Here is a 24,982-nt window from a genome sequence, read left to right on the forward strand (position 1 = left end):
GCGAAGTTTAAAATAGTATCCTTTTCCTTCTATTCTGAAAGGGAGACCTTTTGTGCTTTTGCTTCCTGAGGTTTTCGTTCGCTCCAATAAAAAACGCCCATACTCAGTAAGACAACAATACCCGCAATAAGGTACACATTTGAAAAGTCTGTGAAACTGACAAGGAGTCCAAAGACAAATGAGCCAGCAGCAATACCTGTATCATACAGAGTAAAGAAAGTTGCCGTCGCATACCCCGTACGGTGAGCTGGTGAGTGCTGAATCGCAAGTGTTTGTAAACATGGCACGAGCGAACCGTAGCCAAGTCCAATCACAGCGCCTGATAGAAGAAGCATTGTGGCTGAATGTGTCGCTGTCAGCATCCATAAACCAATGGCAAAAAGGGCAATCGAAGGATAGATCACAACGTGAGCTCCAACTCGGTCAAAAAGTCTGCCTGTAAATGGACGTGATCCAAGCATTGCAGCCGCAAACACAATAAAGAAATAACTGCTTGCACCCATCAAATGGAGTGAATTTGCATATACTGAAATAAATGAAATAATCGGTGAATAACAGAATGAAATAATAATACCGACGGCCGCTGTTTTTAATGCGCCTTTTTCAAACAGGTGCGAAAACGTGAATCGGAAGACGATGCTTCCGCCGTTTTCAGGCTCTGGCTGTCTAATCAGCATTGTAAAAGCGGCTCCGATTGTCACGATAATGGAAAAGAGAAGAAATAAGGAATGAAATCCTATTTTTCCTACTTGATTCAGTGCGATAAACGGACCGATGACAACAGCGAGGTTCATGGACATCACAAAGTATCCGAGTCCTTCCCCGCGTTTATGTTTCGGGATCATATCAGCCGCAATGGCACTGGCGACTGTCGTCAAAATACTAAAAAAGATCCCTTGTACGAAACGCAGTATAAGAAGCGTTTGGAATTGATCAATCGGGATGTATAAATAAGTGAGTAAGGCAAAGGCTGTAGAAGAGAAAATCGCCATCCGTTTTTTGCCGAATTTCTCAATAATGGCTCCAGAAAACGGTCTTGTCACAATAGCAGACAATAAGAAGACCGTCACAAGGAGACCGCCCTGTGATTCTGTTCCATTTAGTTCATCCATTGTGTAAATGGGCAGTAATGTTAAAAGGGCATAAAAAGAGGTGAACGTAAATAGATTCACCAGGACAATCATGATAAAGTCTTTTGTCCATATGCGTTCGTTCATGATGTATGTCACTTCCTATTCAGTTGATAATTTGTGTAAAAGTGTATGGAGGAGTTGTTTTTCTTCGTAGGTAAAATCTGAAAGACATTCTTCTTCAAATTGTTCCATCGTGCGTTTGATTTCTTCAAAACGGGCTTTTGCATCATCTGTCATTATGATCAGATTTTCGCGTTTGTCTTTTCCTTGTACGCGTTTCACCCAGCCGTTTGCTTCTAAACGGGTGACGGTTCTGGTGATGGTCGGTGCTTCGACGTTCAAATATGTCCAGATGTCTTTTTGGGTTTTCGGGCCGAATGTATCCAAACAAAAAAGCACAGTCCACTGGGACATGTACAAGTCATAAGCAGCAAGCGCTTCGTTCGCCTTTTTAGACAGCAGTCGTGCGCCTTGATGTATTTGATGTAAACACTCTCTATTTAACGTATCCATATGCTCACCTTTTTTAAATATTTAGCTAGGTAAATAAATTCACCTTTTCTATTTTACGTGCTGAATCCTTTCTTGTAAAGTGAAAATTTTCGCGCCCCGAAATGATTTTTTGTTTTGCCTTTTCTGATAAATCCCTTGTCCCATCTTCATTTTTAGCATATTCCCTATTCAAAGCTAATACACTGTTACAAACCTGACAAAGAGAGTGTTTGAGGTGAGGGATCGTGTTTGGCATTTACTACCTAATGGATGAGAAATTACGACGAACAAGCGCCGCTGAAAATGGATAATCTTCATACGGATCTCATTTCACACTTCTCACATCCATTTTAGGGAGGTCGAGTGGTGTGCACGATTACATCAAAGAGCGAACAATCAAGATAGGAAAGTATATCGTGGAGACAAAGAAAACCGTTCGTGTTATTGCGAAAGAATTTGGAGTCTCTAAAAGTACTGTACACAAGGATCTAACAGAAAGACTGCCAGAAATTAATCCAGATCTGGCTAATGAAGTGAAGGAGATACTGGATTATCATAAATCAATCCGCCACTTGCGAGGAGGAGAAGCCACCAAGTTAAAGTATAAAAAAGAAGAAATTCTAGAAGGCGAGCCTGTGAAACAGTAAGCTTAGTTCTTTGTTCATAAACATGATATATATATCTTCCTCATATCGGTAGTTTCTAACCACAAATTTTGTAAAGACTTTTGTAAAGAAATATCTTTTTTTCTGCAAATTATGATAGAATATATAATTAGGGCAGAATGTGGTATTTGCTATGGAAACAGATTTTCAAGGAGGATATATATAGATGTTTGCTAGGGATATTGGAATTGATCTTGGTACTGCAAATGTACTGATTCATGTCAAAGGAAAAGGAATTGTGTTAAATGAACCATCTGTTGTAGCTCTTGACAAAAACAGCGGGAAAGTTTTGGCTGTTGGAGAAGAGGCTAGACGTATGGTTGGACGTACGCCTGGGAATATTGTTGCGATTCGTCCATTAAAAGACGGCGTAATCGCTGATTTTGAAGTAACTGAAGCGATGCTCAAGCATTTTATTAACAAATTAAATGTGAAAGGGCTGTTCTCTAAGCCGCGTATGCTCATCTGCTGCCCGACAAACATTACATCTGTTGAGCAGAAGGCGATCAAAGAAGCTGCTGAAAAAAGCGGTGGTAAGCATGTATTTCTTGAAGAAGAGCCAAAAGTAGCAGCAATCGGTGCTGGCATGGATATTTTTCAGCCAAGTGGAAACATGGTCGTAGATATTGGAGGCGGAACGACAGATATCGCTGTCATCTCAATGGGTGACATTGTAACCGCCTCTTCTATTAAAATGGCTGGAGACAAATTTGATCTGGAAATTCTTAACTACATTAAAAAAGAGTACAAGCTGTTGATCGGTGAGCGCACAGCTGAGGATATTAAGATCCAAGTTGCAACGGTATTCCCAGACGCACGTCACGAAGAGATTTCGATTCGTGGACGAGACATGGTGACAGGATTACCAAGAACGATTACCGTCACAAGCAAAGAAGTAGAAGAAGCATTGCGTGAATCTGTATCTGCGATTGTTCAGGCTGCGAAGCAAGTTCTTGAGAGAACACCGCCTGAATTATCAGCTGATATTATCGATCGCGGCGTCATCATTACAGGTGGCGGAGCTCTTCTAAACGGGCTTGATCAATTGCTTGCAGAAGAGCTGAAAGTACCAGTTTTCGTTGCTGAAAATCCAATGGACTGTGTAGCAGTTGGTACTGGTGTGATGCTTGATAATATGGACAAGCTGCCAAAGCGTAAACTCAGCTAATGATTTCCCTCATTCTTTTTAGAAAGAATGGGGGATTTTTATTAAAGAACCCTGCTAATCAGCCGATATATTTCATAGAAGATTGTGTTTAGGTCATGTGAAAGAATTTGAATGAGGTGAGCACGTGTTAAAAGGACTATATACCGCAACATCTGCCATGATCGCTCAAGAGCGGCGGACAGAAATGCTTTCAAATAATATCGCAAATGCGAATACGCCAGGCTATAAAGCGGATGAAGGGGCAATGCGTGCATTTCCAGAAATGCTGCTGAACCGAATGGAATCAGGACGTTTCCAAACATCCTCAGGCAAAGGCTTTAGTGTTCCGCTGCAATCGCCGATTGGTGGAATCAATACTGGGACATATATGCAGGAATTAATCCCTCAATTTACACAGGGAACTTTAAAAACAACAGATCAAACAACAGATGTAGCACTAGTTGAAAATAATGTGCCGATCAATCCGGAGACCAATCAGAAATCAGCGCTATTTTATGCGGTCAACACACCAGAAGGCGTTCGTTATACGAAAAGCAGCTCCATTACATTGAACGCACAAAAACAGCTGACCATTAATGGCCGCGCTCTTCTTTCCGTGACGGGTCAGCCGATTACGGTTCAGAGTGAGAATTTCAAAGTGAATGCAGATGGTACTGTGTCTGAAAATGGCCAAAATCTTGGTCAAATCGATGTACGTGTTGCGATGGATACAAGAAACCTAGCGCGTGAAGGAAATGATTTATACCGTACAGCTGATAACCAGCCACTGCCAAGTGCAGTCAATAACGGTCAAATGTCTTATACGTTAAGCCAAGGCGTATCGGAGCTGTCAAACGTGGATGTGACGAAATCATATACAGATATGACAACTGCCTACCGAGCATTTGAAACAAATCAAAAAGTGGTTCAGGCGTATGATAAAAGCTTAGAAAAAGCAGTGAATGAAATTGGCAGAGTGTACTAATAAAGAAATGAAAAAGAAAGGAGGATTCTTATGCTTAGAACGATGATAAACGCAGCTGTATCGATGAATGAAGTGCAAAAGCAGCTTGATATCATCAGCAACAACATCGCGAACAGTGAAACAACAGGATACCGCGCGAAAAACACCCGTTTCTCAGAGCTGATCAGACAGCAGTTTAATCAGGTAGATGAAAAAAATGAGCAGGTGGCAAACAGTCGTCTGACACCTGCTGGGTTAAGGCTTGGAACGGGGACAATGGTCAATGCGTCCATTAACTCGCTGCAAGGCTCTATTAAAGAAACAGGACGTGATCTTGATGTTGCATTCGGAGCGCCGTCGCAGTATTTGCAGGTCAACGCCGGCGGTAATATCCGTTATACAAGAGATGGTTCACTTTACTTACAGCCGGGCAATAACCGTAACCAAGTGCAGCTTGTCACGAGCGAAGGCTATCCGATTCTTGATGAAAACGGAAATGCGATCGTCTTAAATGCGAATTTCCGTGATATTTCAATCGATAAAAATGGACGGCTTACGGCGATTTCAAGAGATAATCAACCGAACCAGCAAGTGAATCTAGGCGTTGTACAAGTCAATAATTCTTCAGCACTTGTCTCTGAAGGAGATAATTTGTTCTCGGTCGACGGAACTTATCAAGGCGCATTAACAGCACTAAATGGAGCAAACCGAGAGGCGATTCAGCTTCAGCAAGGTGCACTGGAAACGTCAAATGTGGACATGTCGAAAGAATTAACAGACCTCATGACAACTCAGCGTTCCTATCAGATGAACTCAAGAACGATCACGATGGGCGATCAAATGCTGGGATTAATTAATACAATTCGATAATTAGCAGGCTGTTATCAGCCTCTCATGATAAAAAAGGCGGCTCGCTCAAAGTCGCCCTTTTTTTTATAATAATCTGAGACATCAGCAAGCAGATCCTCAAGATCAATCCAGGCTTCTTTTCGTTCAAGACATGTGACGAGCGTGGCGATTTGCTCATCTGCCTTTGGCGTTTGGCTGTAGAGAAGAGATAAGATTTGAAACTTCATTCTTAATATATCAAACTGGGAAGCAACAGCTTCTTTCAGCCCTTTTTGAATATACTTCATCCCTTCATCAGTTAAATTTTCTTTAAAACAGGAACGCACAGTTTCGTATAGGCACGATACATAGGAGTGTGCTGACTTTCGGTATGCTGGGAGACGAAGCGCTTTTTTGAAGTATTCTAGCGCTTCCTTGTGACGGTTTTGTCTCGACTGAATAAAGCCAGCGTCATAATAAACGATACCAAGCAGCTCTTGATCATCAATCTTTTTCACGTAATCAATAATCTCAATGAAAATATCTTCCGCTTCCTCATATTTCTTTTGGTCGCTATAGTTAAGAGCGAGCACAATTTTACACCGATAGATGCTATGGATGTCTTCGTGTTTTGCAAAAATATCCATGGCTTTTTGAACATGACGAATCGATAACAACGAGTAACGGTTGTTATAATAAACACCGCTTGTACGGAAATGGAACTCTGCTTCCTCAAGCTCATCTTTAAGTAATGGCAGCCGTTCCTCTGCCTTTTCGAGATAATGAATCGCATCATTTTGATCACTTTTTAAAGATTCATATAATCCGAGAAAGAAATAAAAATAATATTGCAGTTCTTCGTTCATTTCATCTTTGTGAGGCAGCAGTTCATGTTTGAGTTTTTCTAAGTCCTCTGTCTGATTCATCCAGAGCTGATGACGGAAAAGCATCAGCTGATAATGAAGATAGAGCTCCTGTTTTTTTGATAATTTACGTTTATATTTTAGCAGTGTTTTTTTGATTTCTTCAGCCTTCGAAAAATGTCGATGCTTTAGCATTGTATACCAGGAATGGAGAAGTTTTTTTATGGATTTATCGCTCATAAAATTCATTTTTACCCTCTTATTCAATCAATGATGTAATATATATTACCATATTTGTGAAAAAACAATGAGTGTAGTGTGGATTATATTTGATGACAATTGGTAATGATAGATTCTATTTTTTACCATATACGTAAGGCGAATATTGAAAAATGCCAGCATTCATAATATACTTCTATAGGAATCAAATGAAGATCAGCGATATAGAAAAGAAGGAGAGATCAAGATATGCTTGATGCTCAGCAAATTCAAGACATTATTCCACACCGTTATCCATTCTTATTGGTCGACCGTATTTTAGAGGTTGATGGAGAAAAAAGAGCGGTTGGAATTAAAAATGTCACAGTGAATGAAGAATTTTTTAATGGCCATTTCCCAGGATACCCAGTCATGCCAGGTGTGCTTATTGTAGAAGCACTCGCACAGGTTTTTGGTGTGATTATGTTAGGCAAGGAAGAAAACAAAGGGAAAATTGGTTTGTTTGCAGGGATTGACGGCTGCCGCTTCAAAAGACAGGTCAAGCCTGGTGATCAGCTTCGTTTAGAGGTTGAAGTGACGCGTCTCCGCGGACCAGTTGCAAAAGGAAAAGCAGTAGCGACAGTAGATGGCGAAGTGGCATGTGAAGCAGAACTGACATTTTCTATCGGTCCTAAAGTATCATGATTTTCCTGGCGGTTCATCAAGCATGAATCGCTTTTTTATTTAAAAACGTTCAGTTAGAACGGACAAGGACTTGCAATTTTGACAAAAAAACGTCATATTAGACAAAAAAAGATGAAGGTGATAAAGGATGCTGAAAGAATTTAGAGAATTTGCCGTCAAGGGAAATGTCATTGACTTGGCTGTAGGTGTCATCATTGGGGGAGCATTTGGCAAAATTGTCACTTCTCTTGTGAATGATTTAATTATGCCGCTTGTCGGTATTATTATTGGAGGGCATGATTTTAGCGGATTATCCATTAAAATCGGAGCTGCTCAAATTTTATATGGGAACTTTATTCAAACAGTGGTTGATTTCTTAATTATCTCGTTTTCCATTTTTATCTTTATTCGTTATTTGAATAAGTTAAAACGGAAAAAGGTTGAGGAAGAAGAGGTTGTGGAAACGCCGGATCAAACGGAAGTTCTGCTAACTGAAATCAGAGATTTATTGAAAAATCAAAGCCAATCTAAAGATGTGCAATAGAAAATGAGCGGCTGACCCCGCTCTCAGCGTGTAGACAAACCCTTGCATTCGGTGTCAGGTCTGCGCTCCGGTACTCACGAATGTGAAATTCGCTCCGTTCCAGTGCTCGCCCTTGCTAGACTTCAAAGGTTTTCAAACACGCTGAAAAGAAGACAAAAGGGCTAAAATCAAGATCATTTTAGCCCTTTGTCAACAATCTAAGAGCGGCTGATCCCGCTCTTTTTTTATGTGTTTTGTTTAAAAGCATCCAGCAGCTTTTCTCCTGACAGCCCCTCTTTGACGAGGTCTTTTAATACTTCTTCAGTTTCTGTTCTGTAACGATTTGTAATCATTTTACCATCGAGTAATACAGAAATGTTTTCTTCTAAGGCAACGATGTTTTTGACTTGGACAGATAGATGAACAGGGCGGTTGTTTTCTTTTGTGATCGTCACAAGAATCTTCACTTCTGTGTGCTGCTGAAAGAGCACCTCAAACACCTGTCTATGTTTCTTTGGAATGAGTGCCTCGATCATCCAGTGATTTTCACCGTCTTCTTTATTAATGATTAAACCGTCACGAAGGGGAATGCTGGACATTTTATCTTGCTGTGGATCAAGTTCAATTTTTAAATCAATCAGCCTAAAGGTTTTCATATTTATCACCTCACAAGCGTTCATTATTCGTAAGTATCATTATAGCATACAACATCTGTATAAATGAAACCGCTGCCTGCTTAGAACTAGCTGCACATGAGTGAAAGGAGATGTTTTATGGAGTCCTATCAATTGCGAAACATACATATAGGCGATGATAAGGCAGAGAGTAATATACGTGTTTATTCGTGGGGAGACATTCTTTCATTTTGTGATGTGTATATGGAAGAAGGGGAGTCACTCACGTTTCAATACGTCACCGAGGATCAAATGGACTGCTTTGAGTTTCAGCTGTCGGTTCATGATGGCCGGCTTTGTTTTTATTGGTTTGCGTGGGACGGATCTGATTATATTCACATGCCTTCTAGTAATTGGATTCATTCAGATATTTTTTATCAATTTATGAAAAATAAGTATTTCATCAAACAAAACAAAATGATGTTTTATACGCAAGCGGTAAATAACAGAAAGTAACGAGGATATAGACAATTTGAAGGTCTATTTTGCCATTTTCATGTTTTGTCAGATACGGCCTTTCTCCGTAGACTAGGGGTAGCTGAAAGGAAAGGAGGCAAGTCCAGAATCAAAAGGTAACGTCTATCATCTGAAAGCCCCCCTCTAGCTAAAGCTGATAGATGCTGCCTTGTGCATATGAACACTGCGTAATAGAACCCAATGCTTCTTTGTATAGGTCATGTGTCCCCTTGTGAATCCCCTTTGTGTGTATCCGGTCATATCGCGTGGCCGGATACCCTTTTATTCACTGTTTAACCGATCATCTCTTGCAAATAGTGGATACTCATTTCATAATGATGATGGATTTTGTTAACGGTATGTCGGTTGAAAATAAAGAAAAAAAGGAGAGAACAATGACAAACATTCAATTAATCGCAACGGATTTAGATGGAACTTTATTGAATAGTGAACACAAAGTGAGTCAGGAAAACGAGCAGGCATTAAAGGAAGCAGCTGCGAATGGAATTGAGGTTGTCGTTTCAACAGGGAGAGCGTATTTTGATGTGAAGTTTATTTTTGATCAGCTTGGTATGAATACTTGGGTGATTAGTGCCAATGGAGCTGTGATTCATGATCCAACGGGAAAGGTGTACCATTCAGCTGCTTTACAAGAAGAAAAGGCTAAACACATATTATCATGGCTTGAAGAACGTGATTATTATTATGAAGTCTTTACAAACGAAGCCATTTTCACACCGAATCGCGGCAGAGAGCTTCTTGCGATTGAAATGGACCGCTTAAAAAGTGCAAATCCAGAAACGGATCAAAATGTCTTAAAACAAGCGGCAGAAGTTCAATACAGCCAGTCGGGTTTTTCTTATATTGATACATATAAAGAATTGTTTCATGAGGATCGAAAGCTTTCATTTTACAACATCTTAGGTTTTTCTTTCTTTCAAGACAGATTGAAAGCCGGATGGGATATGTTTGGTGATGATTCAGATTTAACATTGGTCAGTTCAGCTGATCATAACTTTGAAATTGGTTCAAAGGACGCGTCTAAAGGGCAGGCTTTAACAAGGCTGGCAGAAAGACTAGGTATTCCTTTAAGTAGGGCAGCGGCTGTAGGAGACAGTTTAAATGATGAATCGATGCTTCAAGCAGCTGGTGTTGGGGTTGCGATGGGAAATGCGAGACAGGATATAAAAGAAATCGCTGATCATGTCACGTTATCAAACGATGAACATGGTGTGGCGCATATGATCCGGCACCTTTTGAAATAGATGAATCAGATGTCATAGTATAAATCACATAGGAAGAAGCGCATTCTACAAAAGAGGAATTCAGAACCACTTCTATTTACACCTGATGTGGAACATCATATAATTTAATTATGAATAAAACCCGCTTGTAAGGAAATTAAGGAGAGTAAACGAATGGCGCTGGAATCTTATAAGTCCGAAAATCTGCATTTAATCAAGGAAGCCTTGGACTATACTCAGGTTGGCCTGACGGTGACGGACCCGTCTTTACCTGATAATCCTTTAATATATGTGAACAAGGGCTTTTTAGATATGACAGGCTATCAAGAACCCGAAGTATTGGGGAAGAATTGTCGTTTCCTTCAAGGAGATGAAACTGAGCAAATCGCTCTCAAACAAATTAGAACAGCCATTGAGAACAAAGAGGCTGTCACTGTTCAGCTGAAAAATTATAAAAAATCTGGACAAATGTTTTGGAACGAGTTAAGTGTCGCTCCTCTTTGGATTGATGAAAATGAAGGAAAACGTCTTTATTTCGTTGGTCTGCAAAAGGATGTCACGAAAGAGAAAGAACAGCAGGAGCTTCTTGAGCAATCAATTGATGAAGTGCTGAATATTTCTGTCCCCATCGTTCCGGTGAAAGATGGTATCTCTGTGTTACCGATCATTGGTACGTTAACAGCGCCAAGATTTGATAAGATCATTTCAACGGTCTCCACCTATATCTCTCAATCCAAGGATGATTATTTTATTGTTGATCTGTCCGGATTATTAGAAGTGGATTCATTTGTGGCAGATGCGATCTTTAAGCTGAACGATTTGATTTTAATGACGGGTACTGAGCTGATTGTGACAGGAATTAAACCGAATCTTGCAATGAAAATGGGAGAAATGAGAGAGGACTTCCGTGAATTAAATACGTATATGAATGTGAAATCTGCATTGAAAAAATTAAACATTTAGCATACGTTTATATGAAATGAAAAAAGAGGACTTTTCATTAAGCTTGAGAAAAGTCCTCTTTTTGCTGTGATTAAGATGATTGAGCGGCGGCACTTAAGGTAAATAAATCTTCTAGTTCGTTTGTCGATAGCTCTGTAATCCAGCTTTCGCTTTGGATAATTTGATCATTTAATGTTTGTTTTGTTTCGAGCATTTGATCAATTTTTTCCTCGATGGTGCCCGTTGTGATCATCTTATGAACGTGAACAAATCGTTTTTGTCCTATCCGATAAGCTCGGTCTGTCGCTTGATTCTCTACAGCAGGGTTCCACCATCTATCGTAGTGAATGACATGATTTGCGGCGGTTAGATTGAGTCCTGTTCCTCCTGCCTTTAAAGAGAGAATTAAGATGTTGAATTCTTTCTTCTGGAAGCGGTCCACCATTTTGTCCCGCTCTTGTTTTGAGAGGCTGCCATTTAAAAATTGGACCGGTTCTCCAAACATCTTTTCTGCCAGCTGCTTGATCATGTTGCCCATTTCGATATACTGCGTAAAGATGAGGCAGCTTTCTCCTTGCTCATGTATCGCTTTTAACAGCTCTGCGAGTTTATCCATTTTTAATGAACGTTTCAGCAGTTTCACATCTGTTCCACTCTCTTTTAAATAGAGCGCAGGGTGATCGCAAATCTGTTTGAGTCTGCCAAGCATACTTAAAATAATGGCTTTTCGCTGCATCCCTGTTAATGATGCCATGTGTTCAAATGTATCCTTCACGAGCTGTTCATATAAAGATGCCTGCTCAGCAGATAGCGGAATGAATTCTTTTTCTTCGAGTTTCTCAGGCAGGTTTAGGGCGACCTCTTCATCTTGTTTTGTTCGTCTTAATAAAAATGGCTTGATCAGCTGCTGCAGCTGTTCAATTCTTTTTTCTTCACGGTCTTTTTCAATCGGAAGGACGAACTTTTTATGGAAGCTGGTCAGGCTGCCGAGATATCCTTTGTTAACGAAGTCGAATATGGACCAAAGCTCTGTCAAACGGTTTTCCATTGGAGTCCCGCTGAGGGCAATGTGATGCTGTCCCTTGAGCTGTCTAATCGCTCTCGATTGTTTCGTATGGGCGTTCTTGATGTTTTGGGCTTCGTCTAAGCAAATGGTATTCCACTTTGCTGCCGTTAATTCATCACGATCAGAATGTGAGAGTCCGTAAGACGTCAGGACAATATCTGTTGATTCGTATGCTTTTGTGAAGTTCTCTCCCTGTGGACGTGCTGGGCCGTAATGCAGGGCAACATTCAAATGTGGTGCGAATGTTTCGAGCTCTCGCTGCCAGTTTCCTAAAACAGAGGTCGGCGCAATGATGAGAGACGGAGCGGCATTTTGCTCCTGCTCCTTCAAATACGTGAAATACGCGATCATTTGAATCGTTTTTCCAAGGCCCATATCATCTGCTAAACAAGCCCCAAATCCATGAGATCTTAAAAATAAAAGCCAGTTCACACCATGCTGCTGATACGGACGCAGTGTGCCTTTAAAGGACTCACTCATTTCGTAGGAAGGCAGCTCGTGCGTATCATTTAATTGGTGGACAAGCCCTCTTAATTGCGATGAAAGTTCAAATTGAATATGGGCAAATGCTGAACTGTCCAATAGCTCTGGAATCGATTCAGAGGATGCTTCTTGATCTGCCAGTTCGCGTGCCAAAATATCCGACATGTGAAGTCCTTCATTTTCGGCACGCTCCATCCACTTTTTCATTTGCTGGATGAAGGTAGGGTCTATTTTGATCCATTGTCCTCGAATATTAACAAGCCGTCGTTTGCTTTGGACAAGCTCGTTGAACTCATCTTCTGTCAGTTCAATGCCGTTTGTAGCAAAACGCCAATTAAAGTCCATTAATGCTTCCATTCCGACATGCGATTCGCCTCGCGGTGTAGAAGAAATCCTTGCTTTTAACATCATCGTGCTGTCTTTAACAATTTGCCACCATGATGGGAGCAGAATCTCAATGCCCATATTGACAAGTGTTTCACTTGCTTCAGATAGGAAGAGCCACGCTTCTTCTTCTGACATGAGTGTGGTGCCGGATGTGAAAGAAAGCCAAGGCACAATTTGACTGAATCGTTCCATCTCTCTTGAAATTTTATCTTGATACGGATGCCAAGACCTTTTCAATGAACGAATGCCTTCAAAAAAGTGAAGGTCGCTGTTTTTCTTATCACGCAAAAACAATTCGATTTTCCATTCATCTCCGTCAAAATCCGGCTCATTTAAGCGCAAGCCGACAGTGAACGGCGTCTCGTCATCAATCCAGCCAATCGTCTCCAGGAAATCCTGCTCATCTAAAAAATGTCCTTGGAAGGATGAGAGCGCAGGCGATTGTGCTGTCATGCGGTTCCATTTGTGCTGCAAGGCATCATTATATTGAATGTAATCCTGTACAGCAAAGGAGAACCAATCAGCCGTATAGCCATCTAATAGGCCTTCTTTATCTTTAAATCGAAGCTCGCCTTTTGTCCACGCCTCGTAATCGGGAACGAAATCTTCGTCCTCGATGAATTCGTAAATGGTCGAGGCTGTCTTCATCAGTGGTTCCGTTTCATCCGTTAATGTCACATGACTAAACGTATTAAATGAATTTTTTCCTAGCAATTCAACGGTCATCCAAGGGCTTAACAGGAAGGCAGGAGTGCCAATAAAGCTGACATCTTCTAAAAATGTTCCGTAGAAAGAAGATTCGTGCCATTGGAAAAGCTGCCTCTTCATTTCATTAAGCGGAACAGGGTGTCCGTCCTCTGCTTGCGCTGAAATGGTGAAAGAGAAATCTTCTGTTTGTTCTGCATGAATGACAATTTGTTTATGGCGTGTCATCAATCAATTTTCCTTTCTTCATTTCCTCTTGGAACGCACGCAGCCGTTTTGTTGAATCTTGCAGCTGCTTTACATACCTTTCCCAGATCGCGGTTTTTTTCGTTTTATGATAAAGCGTGCGCAGTTTCTTCAGCATTTTCACAGACTCTCGATAAGCACTTCGATTCTTTTGATCGAGAAGCAGTGAGATTTCACGGTGGTACGATGGAATGAGGGCTTCCGGCTCCTCTTTTGCAATCTGTTTGATGAGATCCTTCTCCAGTTCACTAATGGAGAAACCAACAAGGCTGTGAATCTCAATCCATTCCGCATAACGCTGCTGTGCATACAATAGCTGACTGTATTCTGTAAACGCATAGGGCATACAGATTTGAAGATAACGTTCATATAAATGATGATCCTTCGTCTGCTTAAAGTATGCATCTAAATAAAAGAAGAAATCACTGACGGCTCCCCGCAGTTCTCTGTAGGAAATGTCGAGCTGGCAATATTCCTCTAATATATAGGTGATTTCATGATACCAGAGCTTAAGCCGCTTCCAGTCCTTTCGGTTGGTGAGATCCTTCAGCCAATTGAGCACATTTGGCAGCATATCAGCATTGAGCAGCTGTAATTGCTGAAAGAGGCTGTCGTCTTCTTTCAGTAAATAATCCATGTGCATCAGCCCGATGGTACGTTCAACCGTTTGTTCTTTCTTCTGGGCATTCTTTAGTAATTCTGTTTCTTTTTTGACCCATTTCCCTCTATTTAATATGGTGCCCCAAATCTCCATAAAGACCGCTACTCGTTCATGCTGGAAAGGTCCATTGATTTGAAGAAGTGTGCGAACGGCGGTTGGTGTGTTTTCAAGAAACGGATCGAGGGAAAAGGAAAGGGCGTATGTCTTCAAATGATCCACTGAATCGAAAATGGTGTTCATGAGCTGTTCCACATATGGATTCATGGAATAAAAGTCTTTTTCGGCATCAAGCCGGCCGAGGTCGATGAGTTCATGAAGCCTAAGCCATACATCGATAGACGTATGAATCGCATACAAGCTCTTGAATTCAGGTGAAGCAGGTGCATGTTTTTTTAGGATCGATAAATAGCCGTAATACAAATGCTGCGGTGTTTGCTGGTGCTTCGTTGTCCGTTTCAGCCAGAGGTTAAATTCCTCTTGGAAAAAAGTCAGCCAGCTTTGGAGGGATTGTTCGTCTGGGCGCTTCACTTGGAAGTGCTGGCGAATCAGTTCTTTGCTGCGCTGTAATTCATCCTTTTCTGACCAATTTTCTGTAAATCCGGTCACACTCTCTACTTGAGCGTATAGCGAAAAGAAGACAGCAAGAATGTGTTTGCAAAGTCCATCTGCTGGACATGAGCAGCTGCTTCTCACAGGAAACAGCACATGAAGGTGGACTTTTGCTGCCACGACGTCATGTACATAAGCTGACCATTCGGTATCAGACTCTTGCTTGAGCCGATATACGCTGTCCTGTCTATAAGTAATCAATGCTTTTTTGATGAGTTGTTTGTTTTCATCTGTTGCAGGAAGAAGTTCTTTAATCTGTTCGGCAGTTTGTTTGATTTCTTCTTCATTGATGTTGTGCTGAAGCATTTGATCCGCTCCTAACCAAGTAAAAGATTCCAATTCTTTTATTATAGCTCAATGGGGATTTATAAAAAAGTTTTTCATGAAAATGGTCATAAATTTCAAAAGCTGTCGAATGATGTATTAGAGTATTGCATAAACCAACCTTACAGCATATAATAATGAAATTAGTGGATTCGAAAGGATACAGACATGGATAATAAGGGTTTAAATCAAGAAGAATTTTTAAAGATTTTGATGTACGCTCATGATATTGGTGAAAATTCAAATGATGTCACAACAAAAGAAATGCTTGAAAATCTGATTGCTCATATTCGAAATGGTCTTGTTTCATAAAAGTAACCCCCTGCTAGTGATGGCAGGGGGTTTTTGTATGCTTTTAAGAATGGAATGAAAGCTCCCGGCATACGATGTCATTACAAGCATAAGGAGTATGGGGAGCTGATGGTGTCATGAATATTGCGATTGCAGGCTGTGGGTATGTGGGGCTTGTGACAGGTGTGTGTTTAGCGGAGGCAGGACATGATGTCTCGTGTATTGATATTGACCGCCGAAAGGTCATGCAGCTGAAACAGGGAACTCCCCCAATGTATGAGCCCGGGTTAAAAGAGCTATTGAAACGCAACCTTGAGAAGGGACGAATTCATTTTCACATAAATGGAGCGGAAGCCTACCCGCGGGCTGATGTGTTAATGATTGCGGTCGGCACCCCGCAGCAGGCAGATGGCCAAGCTGATTTACAGTATGTGTTTCAGGCTGCGAAAGAGATGGGCTTAAAAGCAAAGTCAGGTGCGATTCTTGTGGTGAAAAGTACAGTGCCTGTCGGAACGGGAGATCAAATCGATCAGTTGATCCATCAAGAATTAGGACGGAAGGAGCCACTAGCGATTGCATCTAACCCAGAATTTTTACGGGAAGGCTCTGCCATTTCAGATACATTGCGGGCGGATCGGCTTGTGATTGGGGCTGAAACAAAAGCCGTATTAGATCAGCTGGAGGAGATGTATGCTGATTTCCACCTTCCATTGGTGAAAACAGACCGTAAAAGTGCTGAAATGATCAAGTATGCATCAAATGCGTTTCTTGCGACAAAAATCAGCTTTATGAATGAGATTGCTTCCATTTGTGAAAAAACAGGTGCTGATGTTGAATGGGTGGCGCAGGGAATGGGGCTTGATCAGCGGATCGGTTCTTCCTTTCTAAGAGCGGGCATCGGCTATGGAGGTTCTTGTTTTCCAAAGGATACAAATGCACTTGTCCAAATTGCAGGGCATGTGTCCCATGATTTTGAGCTGTTAAAGGCTGTCATCAAAGTAAATAATGAGCAGCGGGCAGGTTTTATCCGCAATATTCAGGAGCGGCTGGGGGCAGCTCTTGGAGGGAAGCGAATTGCGCTTCTTGGTCTGTCCTTTAAACCGAATACAGACGATATGAGGGAGGCACCGTCTATTCCGATCGCTCATGAGCTCCATCAATTAGGTGCGAAGCTAGTGGCATATGATCCTGTTGCTGCCCGGCGTGCAGCTCGCGAGCTGCCGGATCAAGTCTTATTTGCTCAGACGATTGAAGAAGCGATCAAGGATGCCGATGCGGTCTGTCTATTAACAGAGTGGGCGGATATTCAGTCGTTTCCACTTGCGTCCTATAAGAAATGGATGAAGCGGCCGCTTATTTTCGATGGGCGAAACTGTCATACACTTGAAGCGGCAGAACAAGCAGGGGTCGAGTATCATTCGATTGGGCGCAGGCCGGTTTCTCCAATTTATATGTAAAAGAAAACCGATAACAGTGAATGTTATCGGTTTTTATGAATGCGGCAGAATGAATCCGCCATATAAAAATGCAGCCACAATCAGAAAAGCAGGGTGCAGCTTGAATTTGGTCATGAAGAAAAAGGAGATCGCGGCAATGGTGAGCGATTGCGTCCAGCCGATGGCTTTCACTGCATCTCCGCCGATTTCCCATGTTAATAAAAGCATCATCATCGCAATAACAGGCTGAACGGATAAGGTCATGCCTTTTACGACGGGAGATTGACGAAAGCGGTCAATCAGCTTGAGCAATAAAATCAGCCCAACAGCAGACGGCAGGACAGTTGCAAGCAGTGCCACGATAAAGCCTGGCCAGCCCATGACGTCATAGCCGACATATGCTGCAATCTTCGTAGCAATTGGCCCCGGCAGTGCATTGGCTAAAGCCAGCATATTGGAGAATCCTTCGTTCGTCATCCAATGAAAATGATTGACGATTTCTTCATAATTGAGTGGGATGGATGCGGGGCCACCGCCATATCCTAATAGATTGGATAAAAAGAATGCCCAGAATAAAAAGAGAATCAGCATCATGAAGACACTCCTTTCTCTTTATTTGGCCGATTCCAGCGATTTTTCAATTTAAAATGAAAGGCGCCATAAAGTAAAAAGATCATGACAATAATTCCTGGATGAATGGATAGCACCTGCAGCCCAATAAAGGCAAGAAGGAATAGAGCGATTCCGAAGATCATGCCGAAGCCTTTCAGCGCTTTTTGTCCAAACTCATATGCCATGATCCCGAGCAGAACAGCAATGACAGGTGTCACAGCGCCAATCATATTTTGAATGATTTGTGAGGAGCTTAAGACGCTGACAAGTGTGACAAGGGCTACCATGGCGAGACATGTTGGTAAAATATGAGCAGCTGTGGCGACAATTGCACCAGATACGCCCTTTAATCGATAGCCGAGGTATGCTGACATTTTCGTTGCGATTGGGCCTGGTAATGCATTGGCGATGGCGAGTGTTTCTCCGAATTCGTCATCGTTGATCCATTGGTATTTCACCACCGCTTCATGGCGAATAAGCGGTATCACAGAAGGGCCTCCGCCAAAACCGAGAATACCGGTTCGTACCATAGCGATAATGAGTTCGATATATGATTGCAAGTGGTTCAACTCCTGTCTACAATTTCATGCCCATGCGGCTTTTGTATCGTTTAATGAGCATTTGGCAGTCCACACTGACAACGCCTTCTAGCGGGTATAGCTTTTTTGTCAGGAATGTCTCCATTTCCTGTTCATGTTGAAAAATGCCATGCATATGCAGCTTACTTGGTCCTGTCATGTGATAAAGACTTGTGACAGCTGTTTCCTTTTCAAGCTGAAGGGCAACCGCTTCTAAAAATTTCGGCTCTACCTCTACATTAAAGAAGACAGAGACATGAATGCCGACCTTCGCGGGGTTAATTACAGCGGTGAATCGTTCAATGACTCCTGCTTCAATGAGCTGCTGAATGCGGGCTTGTACGGCAACACGTGACAGACCGACCTGTTTGCCGAGATCTGTATAAGACATGCGCCCGTCCTCGTGTAATAGGGATAAAATTTGTTTATCTCTTTCGTCTAATGTTAGGTTTGGAATGCTATAGTCTTTTGACACCGTATAACCACCTTTCTTCTGTTGATATTCTATCATATTTTATTGCGAATAGAATGGATGATTTATCATTTACTATCGAAACGAAAACATTTCGTGTAAGAAATCATCTTTATGCATAAAAAAACACCCCGGAATCATCGGGGTGTCTTCATTTATTGATCCGGGCTGCTTTCTGCACTGGCAATTTGCTGTGCAAGATCAGCACGATCAATGTCTGCTTGGAAGAATTCCTGCGTATTTGGCAGGTGTAAATTCATATGGCGTTTTTGAGAAATGCGGATGGTGACTTGATCAACGGTGTAATCAAATACGTGTCCGCCAACACTTCGATCTTCATCAATGAAATGAAGATGATATCCACTCACCGCAATACCGTGTGCGTATTGCGGTGTACGGAAACCTGCGATCGTACCTTGAATATCCTCGAAGTCGAAAATAGGCTGTGACTTAACTGCTTCTACCATCGGAACGTAAGGTTTTTCCTGTTTTTCAACCGTACGTGTTTGAACCTTTTTGAATGATCCATCAATGCGGACCGCATAAAAGATATTTTTACTTGGCAAAATGCGGTCAATTTCTTCTTCCAGCTCTTTGGATGTCATAGGTGCATCAATTCGATGAACGATATCTGTTTCAAAGAATGCTAAAGAGCAGAATGGTGAATAATCTTGATCGGTGACAGGTGTGGCTGTTCCATCCGAGCGCAGCCGGTAGAATGCGCCGTCAAAGCCAATCAGCTCTCCATCTAATTGATTGAATGTACCGATGCCGAAATCACCGTGTTCAGGAATATGTGCGAGGGAGAAATCCCCATCGTATACGGCTTCCAGCAGGGAGGTCATTGTCGATACTTGATAGACCTCTTGCTGTTTGCCATGCTGTCTTGTGTCATTCTGTTGATTCATTGGGTGCATCATACCCATATCCGCTCACTCCTTTAATGTAATGTATCAAAGTCTTATCTGACGTTCATTGCGTGTTTTTTGCGAAAGACTTCTGGCCATTTTTGACTGGCGAGGTCAGGGTTGTCTTGATAGTCAATCGGAATATCAATAATCACGGGTCCTTCTATGTTTATACCCTTTTGAAGGACGGTTGAAAGCTCCTCAGGTGAGTTGACCCTTAGTCCAGTCGCTCCAAAGCTTTCCGCATATTTCACTAAATCGATCTGCCCAAATTCAACGCAGGATGTGCGGTCATATTTCATTTCCTGCTGGAACGCGACCATGTCGTATGTGCTGTCGTTCCAAACAAGGTGAACGAGGTTTGTTTTCTTCCGCACTGCTGTTTCTAGCTCCATTGCGGAGAAGAGAAAACCACCATCACCTGAGACCGAGATAATCTTTTCATCTGGATTCATTATAGAAGCCGCAATTGCCCATGGTAATGCGACGCCTAATGTTTGCATGCCGTTACTCACCAGGAAGGAGTTCGGTTCATAGACGCGGAAGTGACGGGACATCCAAATCGCGTGAGATCCGATATCACACGTGACCTTCGTGTCATCAGGAATCAGACGTCTCAATGTATGAATGACATCCAGCGGGTGAGATCGATGACTTTCTCTTTCTGGTGTCTTTTCGATGTCGCTTAATAGCTCCTGTAATTCAGTGACTAATTCTATGTTCTCTTTGCTTAGAGAAAGGGGAACACTGTCATGCGCTAGATGTTTGGCGGTTTCAGAAATATTGCCTACAAGCTCAAGCGCTGGCTCATAAAAATGGTCAATATCTGCCTGCATGTCATCTACATGGATGATCTGACGCTGCTGCGGCTGAAGATTCCAAAGCTTCGGATCATATTCGATTGGATCAAAGCCAATGGTCAAAAGAACATCTGCTTGTTCAATGAGAAGGTCACCCGGCTGATTACGGAATAAGCCGATTCTGCCTACATATTGAGACTCGAGCTCTCTTGAGAGAACGCCGGCTCCTTGGTACGTTTCAACAAATGGGATACCAAGTGTTTTTAATAATGCTCTTGTGGCATTTGCAGCAGCTGGACGACTAGCTTTCATTCCCACAATCGCAATAGGTAAGTGTGCATTTTGAATTTTGGCGATAGCCGAACTGATGAGAGCATCTGGTGCAGGACCTAATTCTGGAGAAGGGTGAGCAGACACTGGTGTTTGTGTGGTGTGTTCTGTCACGACATCTTGTGGAAAGCTGATAAATGCTGCTCCAGCCTGCCCTTTTTGTGCCGCTCGAAAAGCATTTGTTAATGCTTCTGGTATATTGTTTACGTCTTGTACTTCAACGCTGTATTTTGTGACTGGTTTGAATAATGCCGCATTGTCGAGTGATTGGTGAGTTCGTTTTAGCCGATCTGCACGAATGACGTTTCCAGCGATTGCGACAACGGGATCACCTTCTGTATTGGCTGTTAATAGACCTGTTGCTAAATTAGATGCACCAGGACCTGATGTGACGAGACAAACACCTGGTTTGCCGGTTAAACGTCCGACAGCAGCTGCCATAAAGGCTGCATTTTGTTCGTGTCTGCATAGGACAAGCTCTGGACCTCTGTCTTTTAATACATCAAATACAGCGTCAATTTTTGCACCTGGAATCGCAAAAACATGGGTCACACCTTGAGCAATCAGCGTATCGACAATCAACTCTGCTCCTCGTCTTGTTAGGGGTTGTGCTTGAGATTTCATTTACCCCGCACTCCTTTCGGCAAGTAAAATTTTTTATGAAAATATATTTTCATGATATGATTTACTATACATTTCATAAAATGAATTTTCCAATATATGTTTAACGTGGTTTTAATATGTTTCACGAATAAGTGTGTGAGGAGTGAAAGGATGGAACTGAGACATTTGCAGTATTTTGTCACAGTAGCGGAGGAGCTGCATTTTGGCAGAGCAGCCGCACGGTTGAATATGACACAGCCTCCACTTAGTCAGCAAATAAAGCAGTTTGAAGAAGAATTGGGTTTTCCTTTATTTCACCGGTCGAAGCGGGTGGTGGAGTTAACAGCAGCTGGAAAGGTCTTTTTACATGAGATTCGGGGAGTGCTGCAACAGCTTGATAAAGCCGTTGATCATGCCCGTCACACAGCAAGAGGAGAGCTGGGGAAAATCATCATAGGTTTTGTTGGAACGGCGACGTATGATATTCTGCCGCCCGTTGTACGTGAATTCAGGGAGCTGTATCCCTCTGTCAGTATCGAGTTGCAGCAGCTTTCTGTTCCGCAGCAGCTAGAGGCACTGTTAAATGGTGAGATTGATATCGGTTTTTTACATCCTACATCGCCGCATGAAGAGCTAGTCAGTCGTTTGATGAAGCAGAGTGAATGTATTTTTGCGATTCCAAAAAATCATCGGTTGGCTCAACAAGAGACGGTCACAATTGAAGATATCCGTCATGAACCGATTATTTCTTTATCACAGGAATCGTGGCCGTCCCTCTATCAGCACTTTGTTCTGCTATGTGAAAAGTACGGGTTTTCTCCAAATATTGTGCAGGAAGCGGCGGAATATCAAATGATCATTGGCCTTGTCACAGCAGGGATCGGTATTGCAGTGATTCCAAAATCAGCCCGGCGTTTATTTAATCTGGATGTTGTCTATCGGTCCATTGAGGATGAACAGCTTCTGGCGGAATGGACGATTTCCTATAGACGTGAAAATCATAATCCTGCTTTATTTCATCTGGTCCACCATATCCTGCATCGCACCGAGCTGGAATAAGAGGTATAGAGAAAGGGTTATGGTATGATGTCGTTACATTAAAAGGAGGCGTACCTGAATTGATTACATTGCTAATGGATCAGCTGTCACGAAAAGAGGCATATAAATTATTATCTGGATCTATCGTTCCAAGACCGATTGCGTTTATTACAAGTCTATCTAAAGAAAATGTCGTCAATGCAGCACCATTTAGTTTCTTTAATGTCATCAGCGGACACCCGCCGCTTATTGCGGTTTCTATCGGACGACGTGAAGGTCAGATGAAAGATACTGCGCAGCATATCATCGATAGGGAACAGTTTGTTGTTCATGTGAGTGATGAAGCCATCATAGAAGATATTAATGAAACAGCTGCTACGCTGCCGCGGGAAGAGAGTGAGCTGGAACGAACCGGTCTTCATCAAGTAGAAAGTCATGTCATTTCAGTGCCGGGGATCAAGGAAGCACGTATTCGATTTGAATGTCAGCTGGAAAAGCATCTCACTTTTCAAAATGATGAAGGGGAGATCACGGTCGATCATATCATTGGCCGGGTTGTATGTGCACATTTAGATGAGGCTGTTTATGATGCAGAAAAAGGATATGTTTCTACTAATGAACTGAAGCCAGTCGCACGCCTAGCAGGTAATGATTATGCCCATTTAGGCACGCCATTTGTGCTGAAAAGACCACAGTAATAGGAAAAACCCCCAAGGGAAATCGGGGGTTTTCTGTTTATTTCTTCTGTTCTAGTTTGAGTGGAGCTGCGATGTTCTTTTGTACTTTTTTCCCTTTTAATACGTCGTTTGCAGCGCCGACTGCCAGTTGACCGATCAGCTCAGGCTGCTGCGCGACTGTTGCAGAGAGCTTTCCTGCTTTGATTGAGCTGAGTGCATCTTCGTTTCCGTCAAAGCCAACGACAAGAATGTCTTTCCCAGAACTTTGAATCGCTTCTAGTGCGCCAAGAGCCATTTCATCATTGTGGGCAAAAACGGCTTTGATGTCAGGGTTTCCTTGAAGGAGATTTTCCATGACATTCAGTCCTTTTGTCCGGTCGAAGTCAGCTGCTTGTTTTGCTGTCACTTTTAGATCTTTATCCGCTATTTGATGGAATCCTTTTCCACGCTCACGTGTAGCGGAAGCGCCTGGTACGCCTTCTAATTCAGCGACTTTTGCTCCTTTGCCAACCTTGTCAATGATAAATTTAGCTGCCATTTCTCCGCCTTTGACGTTATCTGAGGCGACAAGTGCTTCTACCTTTCCACTTTCGGCTGAGCGGTCTAATGTGATGACAGGTATATCTGAAGCGTTTGCTGATTCGACAGCGGTTGATATGGCAGATGAATCCGCTGGGTTGATGAGCAATGCGTCGACGCCTTGCTGAATAAGGTCTTCAACATCACTTGTTTGTTTAGCTGAATCATTTTGTGCATCTGCAATCACGACTTCAATGCCAAGCTTTTTCGCTTCTTTTGTCACACCGTTTTTCAGAGAAACGAAGAATGGGTTATTTAACGTCGAGATCGACAGCCCAATTTTGATGTCTTTTTTCTTGCCATCCTTAGATGACTTGGCCCACTCCGGCGGTTCAAGTGAGCAGGCAGAAAGCATGAACAATGAGAGAGTCAGGATGAGAATCAGATATTTTTTCATAGCGGCTGCCTCCTTAAGCAGATTTCTTTCTGTCTAGCAGGACTGCAATCAAGATGACAATCCCTTTCACAACAGATTGATAGAATGATGAAACACCAAGTAAGTTCATACCATTGTTCAGGACACCGATAATGAGCACCCCGATGAGTGTACCGACAATTCGTCCTCTTCCGCCGGACAGGCTTGTCCCGCCAAGTACCACGGCAGCAATGGCATCAAGCTCATAGGACGTACCAGCTGTTGGCTGTGCAGAATTCAGACGAGATGTTAAGATCGCACCTGCTAAGGCAGACATGAAGCCTGCTAATGAATAGATCATAATTTTCACGCGCGGTACTTTGATGCCTGAGATGAGAGCCGCTTTTTCATTCCCGCCGATGGCATATGTTCTTCTGCCGAAAGGCGTTTTATGAAGCAGTACCCATAGTACGATAAAGGTGAGAAGCATCGTGATCGCTGGAACAGGAATGCCTAAGAAATATCCGCGGCCGAATAACTGAAAGGCATAGTTAGAACCAAGCCCAGTAATCGGGTTTCCGTCTGTATAAACGAGTGTCAAACCTCTGAAAATCGTCATCGTGGCAAGCGTTGCGATAAAAGGAGCCATTTTTCCTTTTGTAATTAAAAGACCGTTGATCATCCCAAGAACGGCACCGATGATACAGCCGACGATAATGGCTAAAATCGGGTCCATGCCAGACACGATAAAGCCGGCAGTCAAGGCACTGGATAGTGCGAGAATGGCACCGACAGATAAATCAATGCCTCCAGTTAAAATAACAAATGTCATCCCAAAAGCAATGAGGGCATTAATGGAGATTTGTCTCAGTAAGTTTAAGATGTTTAATGGCTCTAAAAAGGCCGGATTTAAAATAGAAACAATGGCGGCAAGGATGATGAGTCCTAAGAATGGCCCAAGCTTTTGCATGATGTGGTCAAATCGTCCATTTGAAGTAAGTGGTTTCAT

The 24,982-nt window shown here is 42.4% G+C and carries 26 protein-coding genes; 13 read left to right on the plus strand and 13 right to left on the minus strand.

The annotated features are described in order from the left end of the window. Positions 1 to 29: 29 nt before the first annotated feature. A complete protein-coding gene (locus tag MHI60_RS09600) occupies positions 30 to 1,217 on the minus strand; it encodes an MFS transporter (protein ID WP_064497932.1) in 1,188 nt (395 codons plus the stop codon). A 15-nt stretch (positions 1,218 to 1,232) separates the two neighbouring features. Continuing rightward, a complete protein-coding gene (locus MHI60_RS09605; RefSeq protein WP_144471946.1) occupies positions 1,233 to 1,646 on the minus strand; it encodes a MarR family transcriptional regulator in 414 nt (137 codons plus the stop codon). 347 nt (positions 1,647 to 1,993) lie between these two features. Here MHI60_RS09605 and spoIIID point away from each other — a divergent pair, with 347 nt between their 5' ends. From spoIIID to MHI60_RS09625, 4 genes are all read left to right on the plus strand, one after another. Beyond that, complete coding sequence (gene spoIIID / locus MHI60_RS09610; protein WP_008343327.1) at positions 1,994 to 2,272, plus strand: sporulation transcriptional regulator SpoIIID; 279 nt, start codon at positions 1,994 to 1,996, stop codon at positions 2,270 to 2,272. A gap of 184 nt (positions 2,273 to 2,456) precedes the next feature. Next, positions 2,457 to 3,458, plus strand: a complete 1,002-nt coding sequence (mbl, locus tag MHI60_RS09615; RefSeq protein WP_007497573.1) for a cell shape-determining protein Mbl — start codon at positions 2,457 to 2,459, stop codon at positions 3,456 to 3,458. Positions 3,459 to 3,582: 124 nt separating this feature from the next. Then, positions 3,583 to 4,422 carry a flagellar hook-basal body protein gene (locus MHI60_RS09620; RefSeq protein WP_095409748.1) on the plus strand — a complete coding sequence of 280 codons (840 nt, stop codon included), beginning with the start codon at positions 3,583 to 3,585 and terminating at the stop codon, positions 4,420 to 4,422. A gap of 30 nt (positions 4,423 to 4,452) precedes the next feature. After that, positions 4,453 to 5,271 (plus strand): flagellar hook-basal body protein, encoded by an 819-nt coding sequence (locus tag MHI60_RS09625; protein ID WP_034281197.1) that lies wholly within the window; start codon positions 4,453 to 4,455, stop codon positions 5,269 to 5,271. A gap of 14 nt (positions 5,272 to 5,285) precedes the next feature. On the opposite strand, the gene MHI60_RS09630 is transcribed toward MHI60_RS09625, so the two are convergent. Continuing rightward, the gene (locus MHI60_RS09630; RefSeq protein ID WP_095409746.1) at positions 5,286 to 6,341 is read right to left on the minus strand and encodes a tetratricopeptide repeat protein; all 1,056 of its coding nucleotides are present in this window, start codon (positions 6,339 to 6,341) and stop codon (positions 5,286 to 5,288) included. Between the two features lie 219 nt (positions 6,342 to 6,560). Between MHI60_RS09630 and fabZ the strand changes: the two genes are divergently transcribed. Further along, the gene (gene fabZ / locus MHI60_RS09635; RefSeq protein ID WP_048237618.1) at positions 6,561 to 6,995 is read left to right on the plus strand and encodes a 3-hydroxyacyl-ACP dehydratase FabZ; all 435 of its coding nucleotides are present in this window, start codon (positions 6,561 to 6,563) and stop codon (positions 6,993 to 6,995) included. A gap of 127 nt (positions 6,996 to 7,122) precedes the next feature. Then, a complete protein-coding gene (gene mscL / locus MHI60_RS09640) occupies positions 7,123 to 7,518 on the plus strand; it encodes a large conductance mechanosensitive channel protein MscL (protein ID WP_024423693.1) in 396 nt (131 codons plus the stop codon). Positions 7,519 to 7,742: 224 nt separating this feature from the next. Here mscL and MHI60_RS09645 read toward each other — a convergent pair whose 3' ends face one another. Continuing rightward, entirely contained in the window at positions 7,743 to 8,153 is a 411-nt protein-coding gene (locus MHI60_RS09645; RefSeq protein WP_024423692.1) for a YwpF-like family protein, read from the minus strand. Positions 8,154 to 8,270: 117 nt separating this feature from the next. Between MHI60_RS09645 and MHI60_RS09650 the strand changes: the two genes are divergently transcribed. From MHI60_RS09650 to MHI60_RS09660, 3 genes are all read left to right on the plus strand, one after another. Then, positions 8,271 to 8,627, plus strand: coding sequence for a hypothetical protein (locus tag MHI60_RS09650; protein WP_144471948.1), 357 nt, complete (start codon positions 8,271 to 8,273; stop codon positions 8,625 to 8,627). A gap of 404 nt (positions 8,628 to 9,031) precedes the next feature. Next, entirely contained in the window at positions 9,032 to 9,892 is an 861-nt protein-coding gene (locus MHI60_RS09655; protein ID WP_222122337.1) for a Cof-type HAD-IIB family hydrolase, read from the plus strand. A gap of 153 nt (positions 9,893 to 10,045) precedes the next feature. Next, complete coding sequence (locus tag MHI60_RS09660) at positions 10,046 to 10,834, plus strand: STAS domain-containing protein (RefSeq protein WP_048237614.1); 789 nt, start codon at positions 10,046 to 10,048, stop codon at positions 10,832 to 10,834. 70 nt (positions 10,835 to 10,904) lie between these two features. On the opposite strand, the gene MHI60_RS09665 is transcribed toward MHI60_RS09660, so the two are convergent. Together MHI60_RS09665 and MHI60_RS09670 are read right to left on the minus strand one after the other, a co-directional pair. Then, positions 10,905 to 13,682: a DEAD/DEAH box helicase gene (locus tag MHI60_RS09665; protein ID WP_144483761.1), complete on the minus strand. Its 2,778-nt coding sequence runs from the start codon at positions 13,680 to 13,682 to the stop codon at positions 10,905 to 10,907. Then, complete coding sequence (locus MHI60_RS09670) at positions 13,669 to 15,276, minus strand: SWIM zinc finger family protein (protein ID WP_144483758.1); 1,608 nt, start codon at positions 15,274 to 15,276, stop codon at positions 13,669 to 13,671. The genes MHI60_RS09665 and MHI60_RS09670 overlap by 14 nt, the downstream gene beginning before the upstream one ends. A gap of 186 nt (positions 15,277 to 15,462) precedes the next feature. Between MHI60_RS09670 and MHI60_RS09675 the strand changes: the two genes are divergently transcribed. Then, complete coding sequence (locus tag MHI60_RS09675) at positions 15,463 to 15,606, plus strand: hypothetical protein (protein ID WP_003214884.1); 144 nt, start codon at positions 15,463 to 15,465, stop codon at positions 15,604 to 15,606. Positions 15,607 to 15,722: 116 nt separating this feature from the next. Continuing rightward, entirely contained in the window at positions 15,723 to 17,042 is a 1,320-nt protein-coding gene (locus MHI60_RS09680; RefSeq protein WP_144483755.1) for a UDP-glucose/GDP-mannose dehydrogenase family protein, read from the plus strand. 33 nt (positions 17,043 to 17,075) lie between these two features. On the opposite strand, the gene MHI60_RS09685 is transcribed toward MHI60_RS09680, so the two are convergent. The 5 genes from MHI60_RS09685 to alsS form a co-directional block, all read right to left on the minus strand. Then, positions 17,076 to 17,612, minus strand: a complete 537-nt coding sequence (locus tag MHI60_RS09685) for a chromate transporter (RefSeq protein WP_144484303.1) — start codon at positions 17,610 to 17,612, stop codon at positions 17,076 to 17,078. Then, positions 17,612 to 18,163, minus strand: coding sequence for a chromate transporter (locus MHI60_RS09690; protein ID WP_051170135.1), 552 nt, complete (start codon positions 18,161 to 18,163; stop codon positions 17,612 to 17,614). The genes MHI60_RS09685 and MHI60_RS09690 overlap by 1 nt, the downstream gene beginning before the upstream one ends. A gap of 46 nt (positions 18,164 to 18,209) precedes the next feature. After that, entirely contained in the window at positions 18,210 to 18,686 is a 477-nt protein-coding gene (locus MHI60_RS09695; protein WP_024426311.1) for an Lrp/AsnC family transcriptional regulator, read from the minus strand. Between the two features lie 152 nt (positions 18,687 to 18,838). Continuing rightward, positions 18,839 to 19,609 (minus strand): acetolactate decarboxylase, encoded by a 771-nt coding sequence (budA, locus tag MHI60_RS09700; protein WP_111290651.1) that lies wholly within the window; start codon positions 19,607 to 19,609, stop codon positions 18,839 to 18,841. Positions 19,610 to 19,644: 35 nt separating this feature from the next. Next, complete coding sequence (alsS, locus tag MHI60_RS09705; protein ID WP_144483752.1) at positions 19,645 to 21,345, minus strand: acetolactate synthase AlsS; 1,701 nt, start codon at positions 21,343 to 21,345, stop codon at positions 19,645 to 19,647. A gap of 150 nt (positions 21,346 to 21,495) precedes the next feature. Here alsS and alsR point away from each other — a divergent pair, with 150 nt between their 5' ends. Continuing rightward, positions 21,496 to 22,383, plus strand: a complete 888-nt coding sequence (alsR, locus tag MHI60_RS09710) for an acetoin biosynthesis transcriptional regulator AlsR (protein WP_048237608.1) — start codon at positions 21,496 to 21,498, stop codon at positions 22,381 to 22,383. A gap of 74 nt (positions 22,384 to 22,457) precedes the next feature. Then, positions 22,458 to 23,060 (plus strand): flavin reductase family protein, encoded by a 603-nt coding sequence (locus tag MHI60_RS09715; RefSeq protein WP_186437296.1) that lies wholly within the window; start codon positions 22,458 to 22,460, stop codon positions 23,058 to 23,060. Positions 23,061 to 23,097: 37 nt separating this feature from the next. On the opposite strand, the gene rbsB is transcribed toward MHI60_RS09715, so the two are convergent. Together rbsB and rbsC are read right to left on the minus strand one after the other, a co-directional pair. Beyond that, positions 23,098 to 24,015, minus strand: a complete 918-nt coding sequence (rbsB, locus tag MHI60_RS09720; RefSeq protein ID WP_024423679.1) for a ribose ABC transporter substrate-binding protein RbsB — start codon at positions 24,013 to 24,015, stop codon at positions 23,098 to 23,100. Between the two features lie 13 nt (positions 24,016 to 24,028). Beyond that, positions 24,029 to 24,982 (minus strand): ribose ABC transporter permease RbsC, encoded by a 954-nt coding sequence (rbsC, locus tag MHI60_RS09725; RefSeq protein ID WP_095409738.1) that lies wholly within the window; start codon positions 24,980 to 24,982, stop codon positions 24,029 to 24,031.

Source organism: Bacillus sp. FSL K6-3200 (assembly GCF_038630485.1).
GTDB lineage: Bacteria > Bacillota > Bacilli > Bacillales > Bacillaceae > Bacillus > Bacillus safensis.

Bases quoted from the DNA above. Each gene is read 5' to 3' on its own strand.
- MHI60_RS09625 (WP_034281197.1), top strand. From the start codon at position 4,453: ATGCTTAGAACGATGATAAACGCAGCTGTATCGATGAATGAAGTGCAA.
- MHI60_RS09645 (WP_024423692.1), bottom strand. From the start codon at position 8,153: ATGAAAACCTTTAGGCTGATTGATTTAAAAATTGAACTTGATCCACAG.
- MHI60_RS09670 (WP_144483758.1), bottom strand. From the start codon at position 15,276: ATGCTTCAGCACAACATCAATGAAGAAGAAATCAAACAAACTGCCGAA.
- MHI60_RS09675 (WP_003214884.1), top strand. From the start codon at position 15,463: ATGGATAATAAGGGTTTAAATCAAGAAGAATTTTTAAAGATTTTGATG.
- mbl (WP_007497573.1), top strand. From the start codon at position 2,457: ATGTTTGCTAGGGATATTGGAATTGATCTTGGTACTGCAAATGTACTG.
- MHI60_RS09715 (WP_186437296.1), top strand. From the start codon at position 22,458: ATGGATCAGCTGTCACGAAAAGAGGCATATAAATTATTATCTGGATCT.
- MHI60_RS09605 (WP_144471946.1), bottom strand. From the start codon at position 1,646: ATGGATACGTTAAATAGAGAGTGTTTACATCAAATACATCAAGGCGCA.
- mscL (WP_024423693.1), top strand. From the start codon at position 7,123: ATGCTGAAAGAATTTAGAGAATTTGCCGTCAAGGGAAATGTCATTGAC.
- budA (WP_111290651.1), bottom strand. From the start codon at position 19,609: ATGGGTATGATGCACCCAATGAATCAACAGAATGACACAAGACAGCAT.
- MHI60_RS09600 (WP_064497932.1), bottom strand. From the start codon at position 1,217: ATGAACGAACGCATATGGACAAAAGACTTTATCATGATTGTCCTGGTG.
- alsR (WP_048237608.1), top strand. From the start codon at position 21,496: ATGGAACTGAGACATTTGCAGTATTTTGTCACAGTAGCGGAGGAGCTG.
- alsS (WP_144483752.1), bottom strand. From the start codon at position 21,345: ATGAAATCTCAAGCACAACCCCTAACAAGACGAGGAGCAGAGTTGATT.
- MHI60_RS09685 (WP_144484303.1), bottom strand. From the start codon at position 17,612: ATGCTGATTCTCTTTTTATTCTGGGCATTCTTTTTATCCAATCTATTA.
- MHI60_RS09690 (WP_051170135.1), bottom strand. From the start codon at position 18,163: ATGGTACGAACCGGTATTCTCGGTTTTGGCGGAGGCCCTTCTGTGATA.
- rbsC (WP_095409738.1), bottom strand. From the start codon at position 24,982: ATGAAACCACTTACTTCAAATGGACGATTTGACCACATCATGCAAAAG.
- rbsB (WP_024423679.1), bottom strand. From the start codon at position 24,015: ATGAAAAAATATCTGATTCTCATCCTGACTCTCTCATTGTTCATGCTT.
- MHI60_RS09660 (WP_048237614.1), top strand. From the start codon at position 10,046: ATGGCGCTGGAATCTTATAAGTCCGAAAATCTGCATTTAATCAAGGAA.
- MHI60_RS09665 (WP_144483761.1), bottom strand. From the start codon at position 13,682: ATGACACGCCATAAACAAATTGTCATTCATGCAGAACAAACAGAAGAT.
- MHI60_RS09650 (WP_144471948.1), top strand. From the start codon at position 8,271: ATGGAGTCCTATCAATTGCGAAACATACATATAGGCGATGATAAGGCA.
- MHI60_RS09680 (WP_144483755.1), top strand. From the start codon at position 15,723: ATGAATATTGCGATTGCAGGCTGTGGGTATGTGGGGCTTGTGACAGGT.
- MHI60_RS09630 (WP_095409746.1), bottom strand. From the start codon at position 6,341: ATGAATTTTATGAGCGATAAATCCATAAAAAAACTTCTCCATTCCTGG.
- fabZ (WP_048237618.1), top strand. From the start codon at position 6,561: ATGCTTGATGCTCAGCAAATTCAAGACATTATTCCACACCGTTATCCA.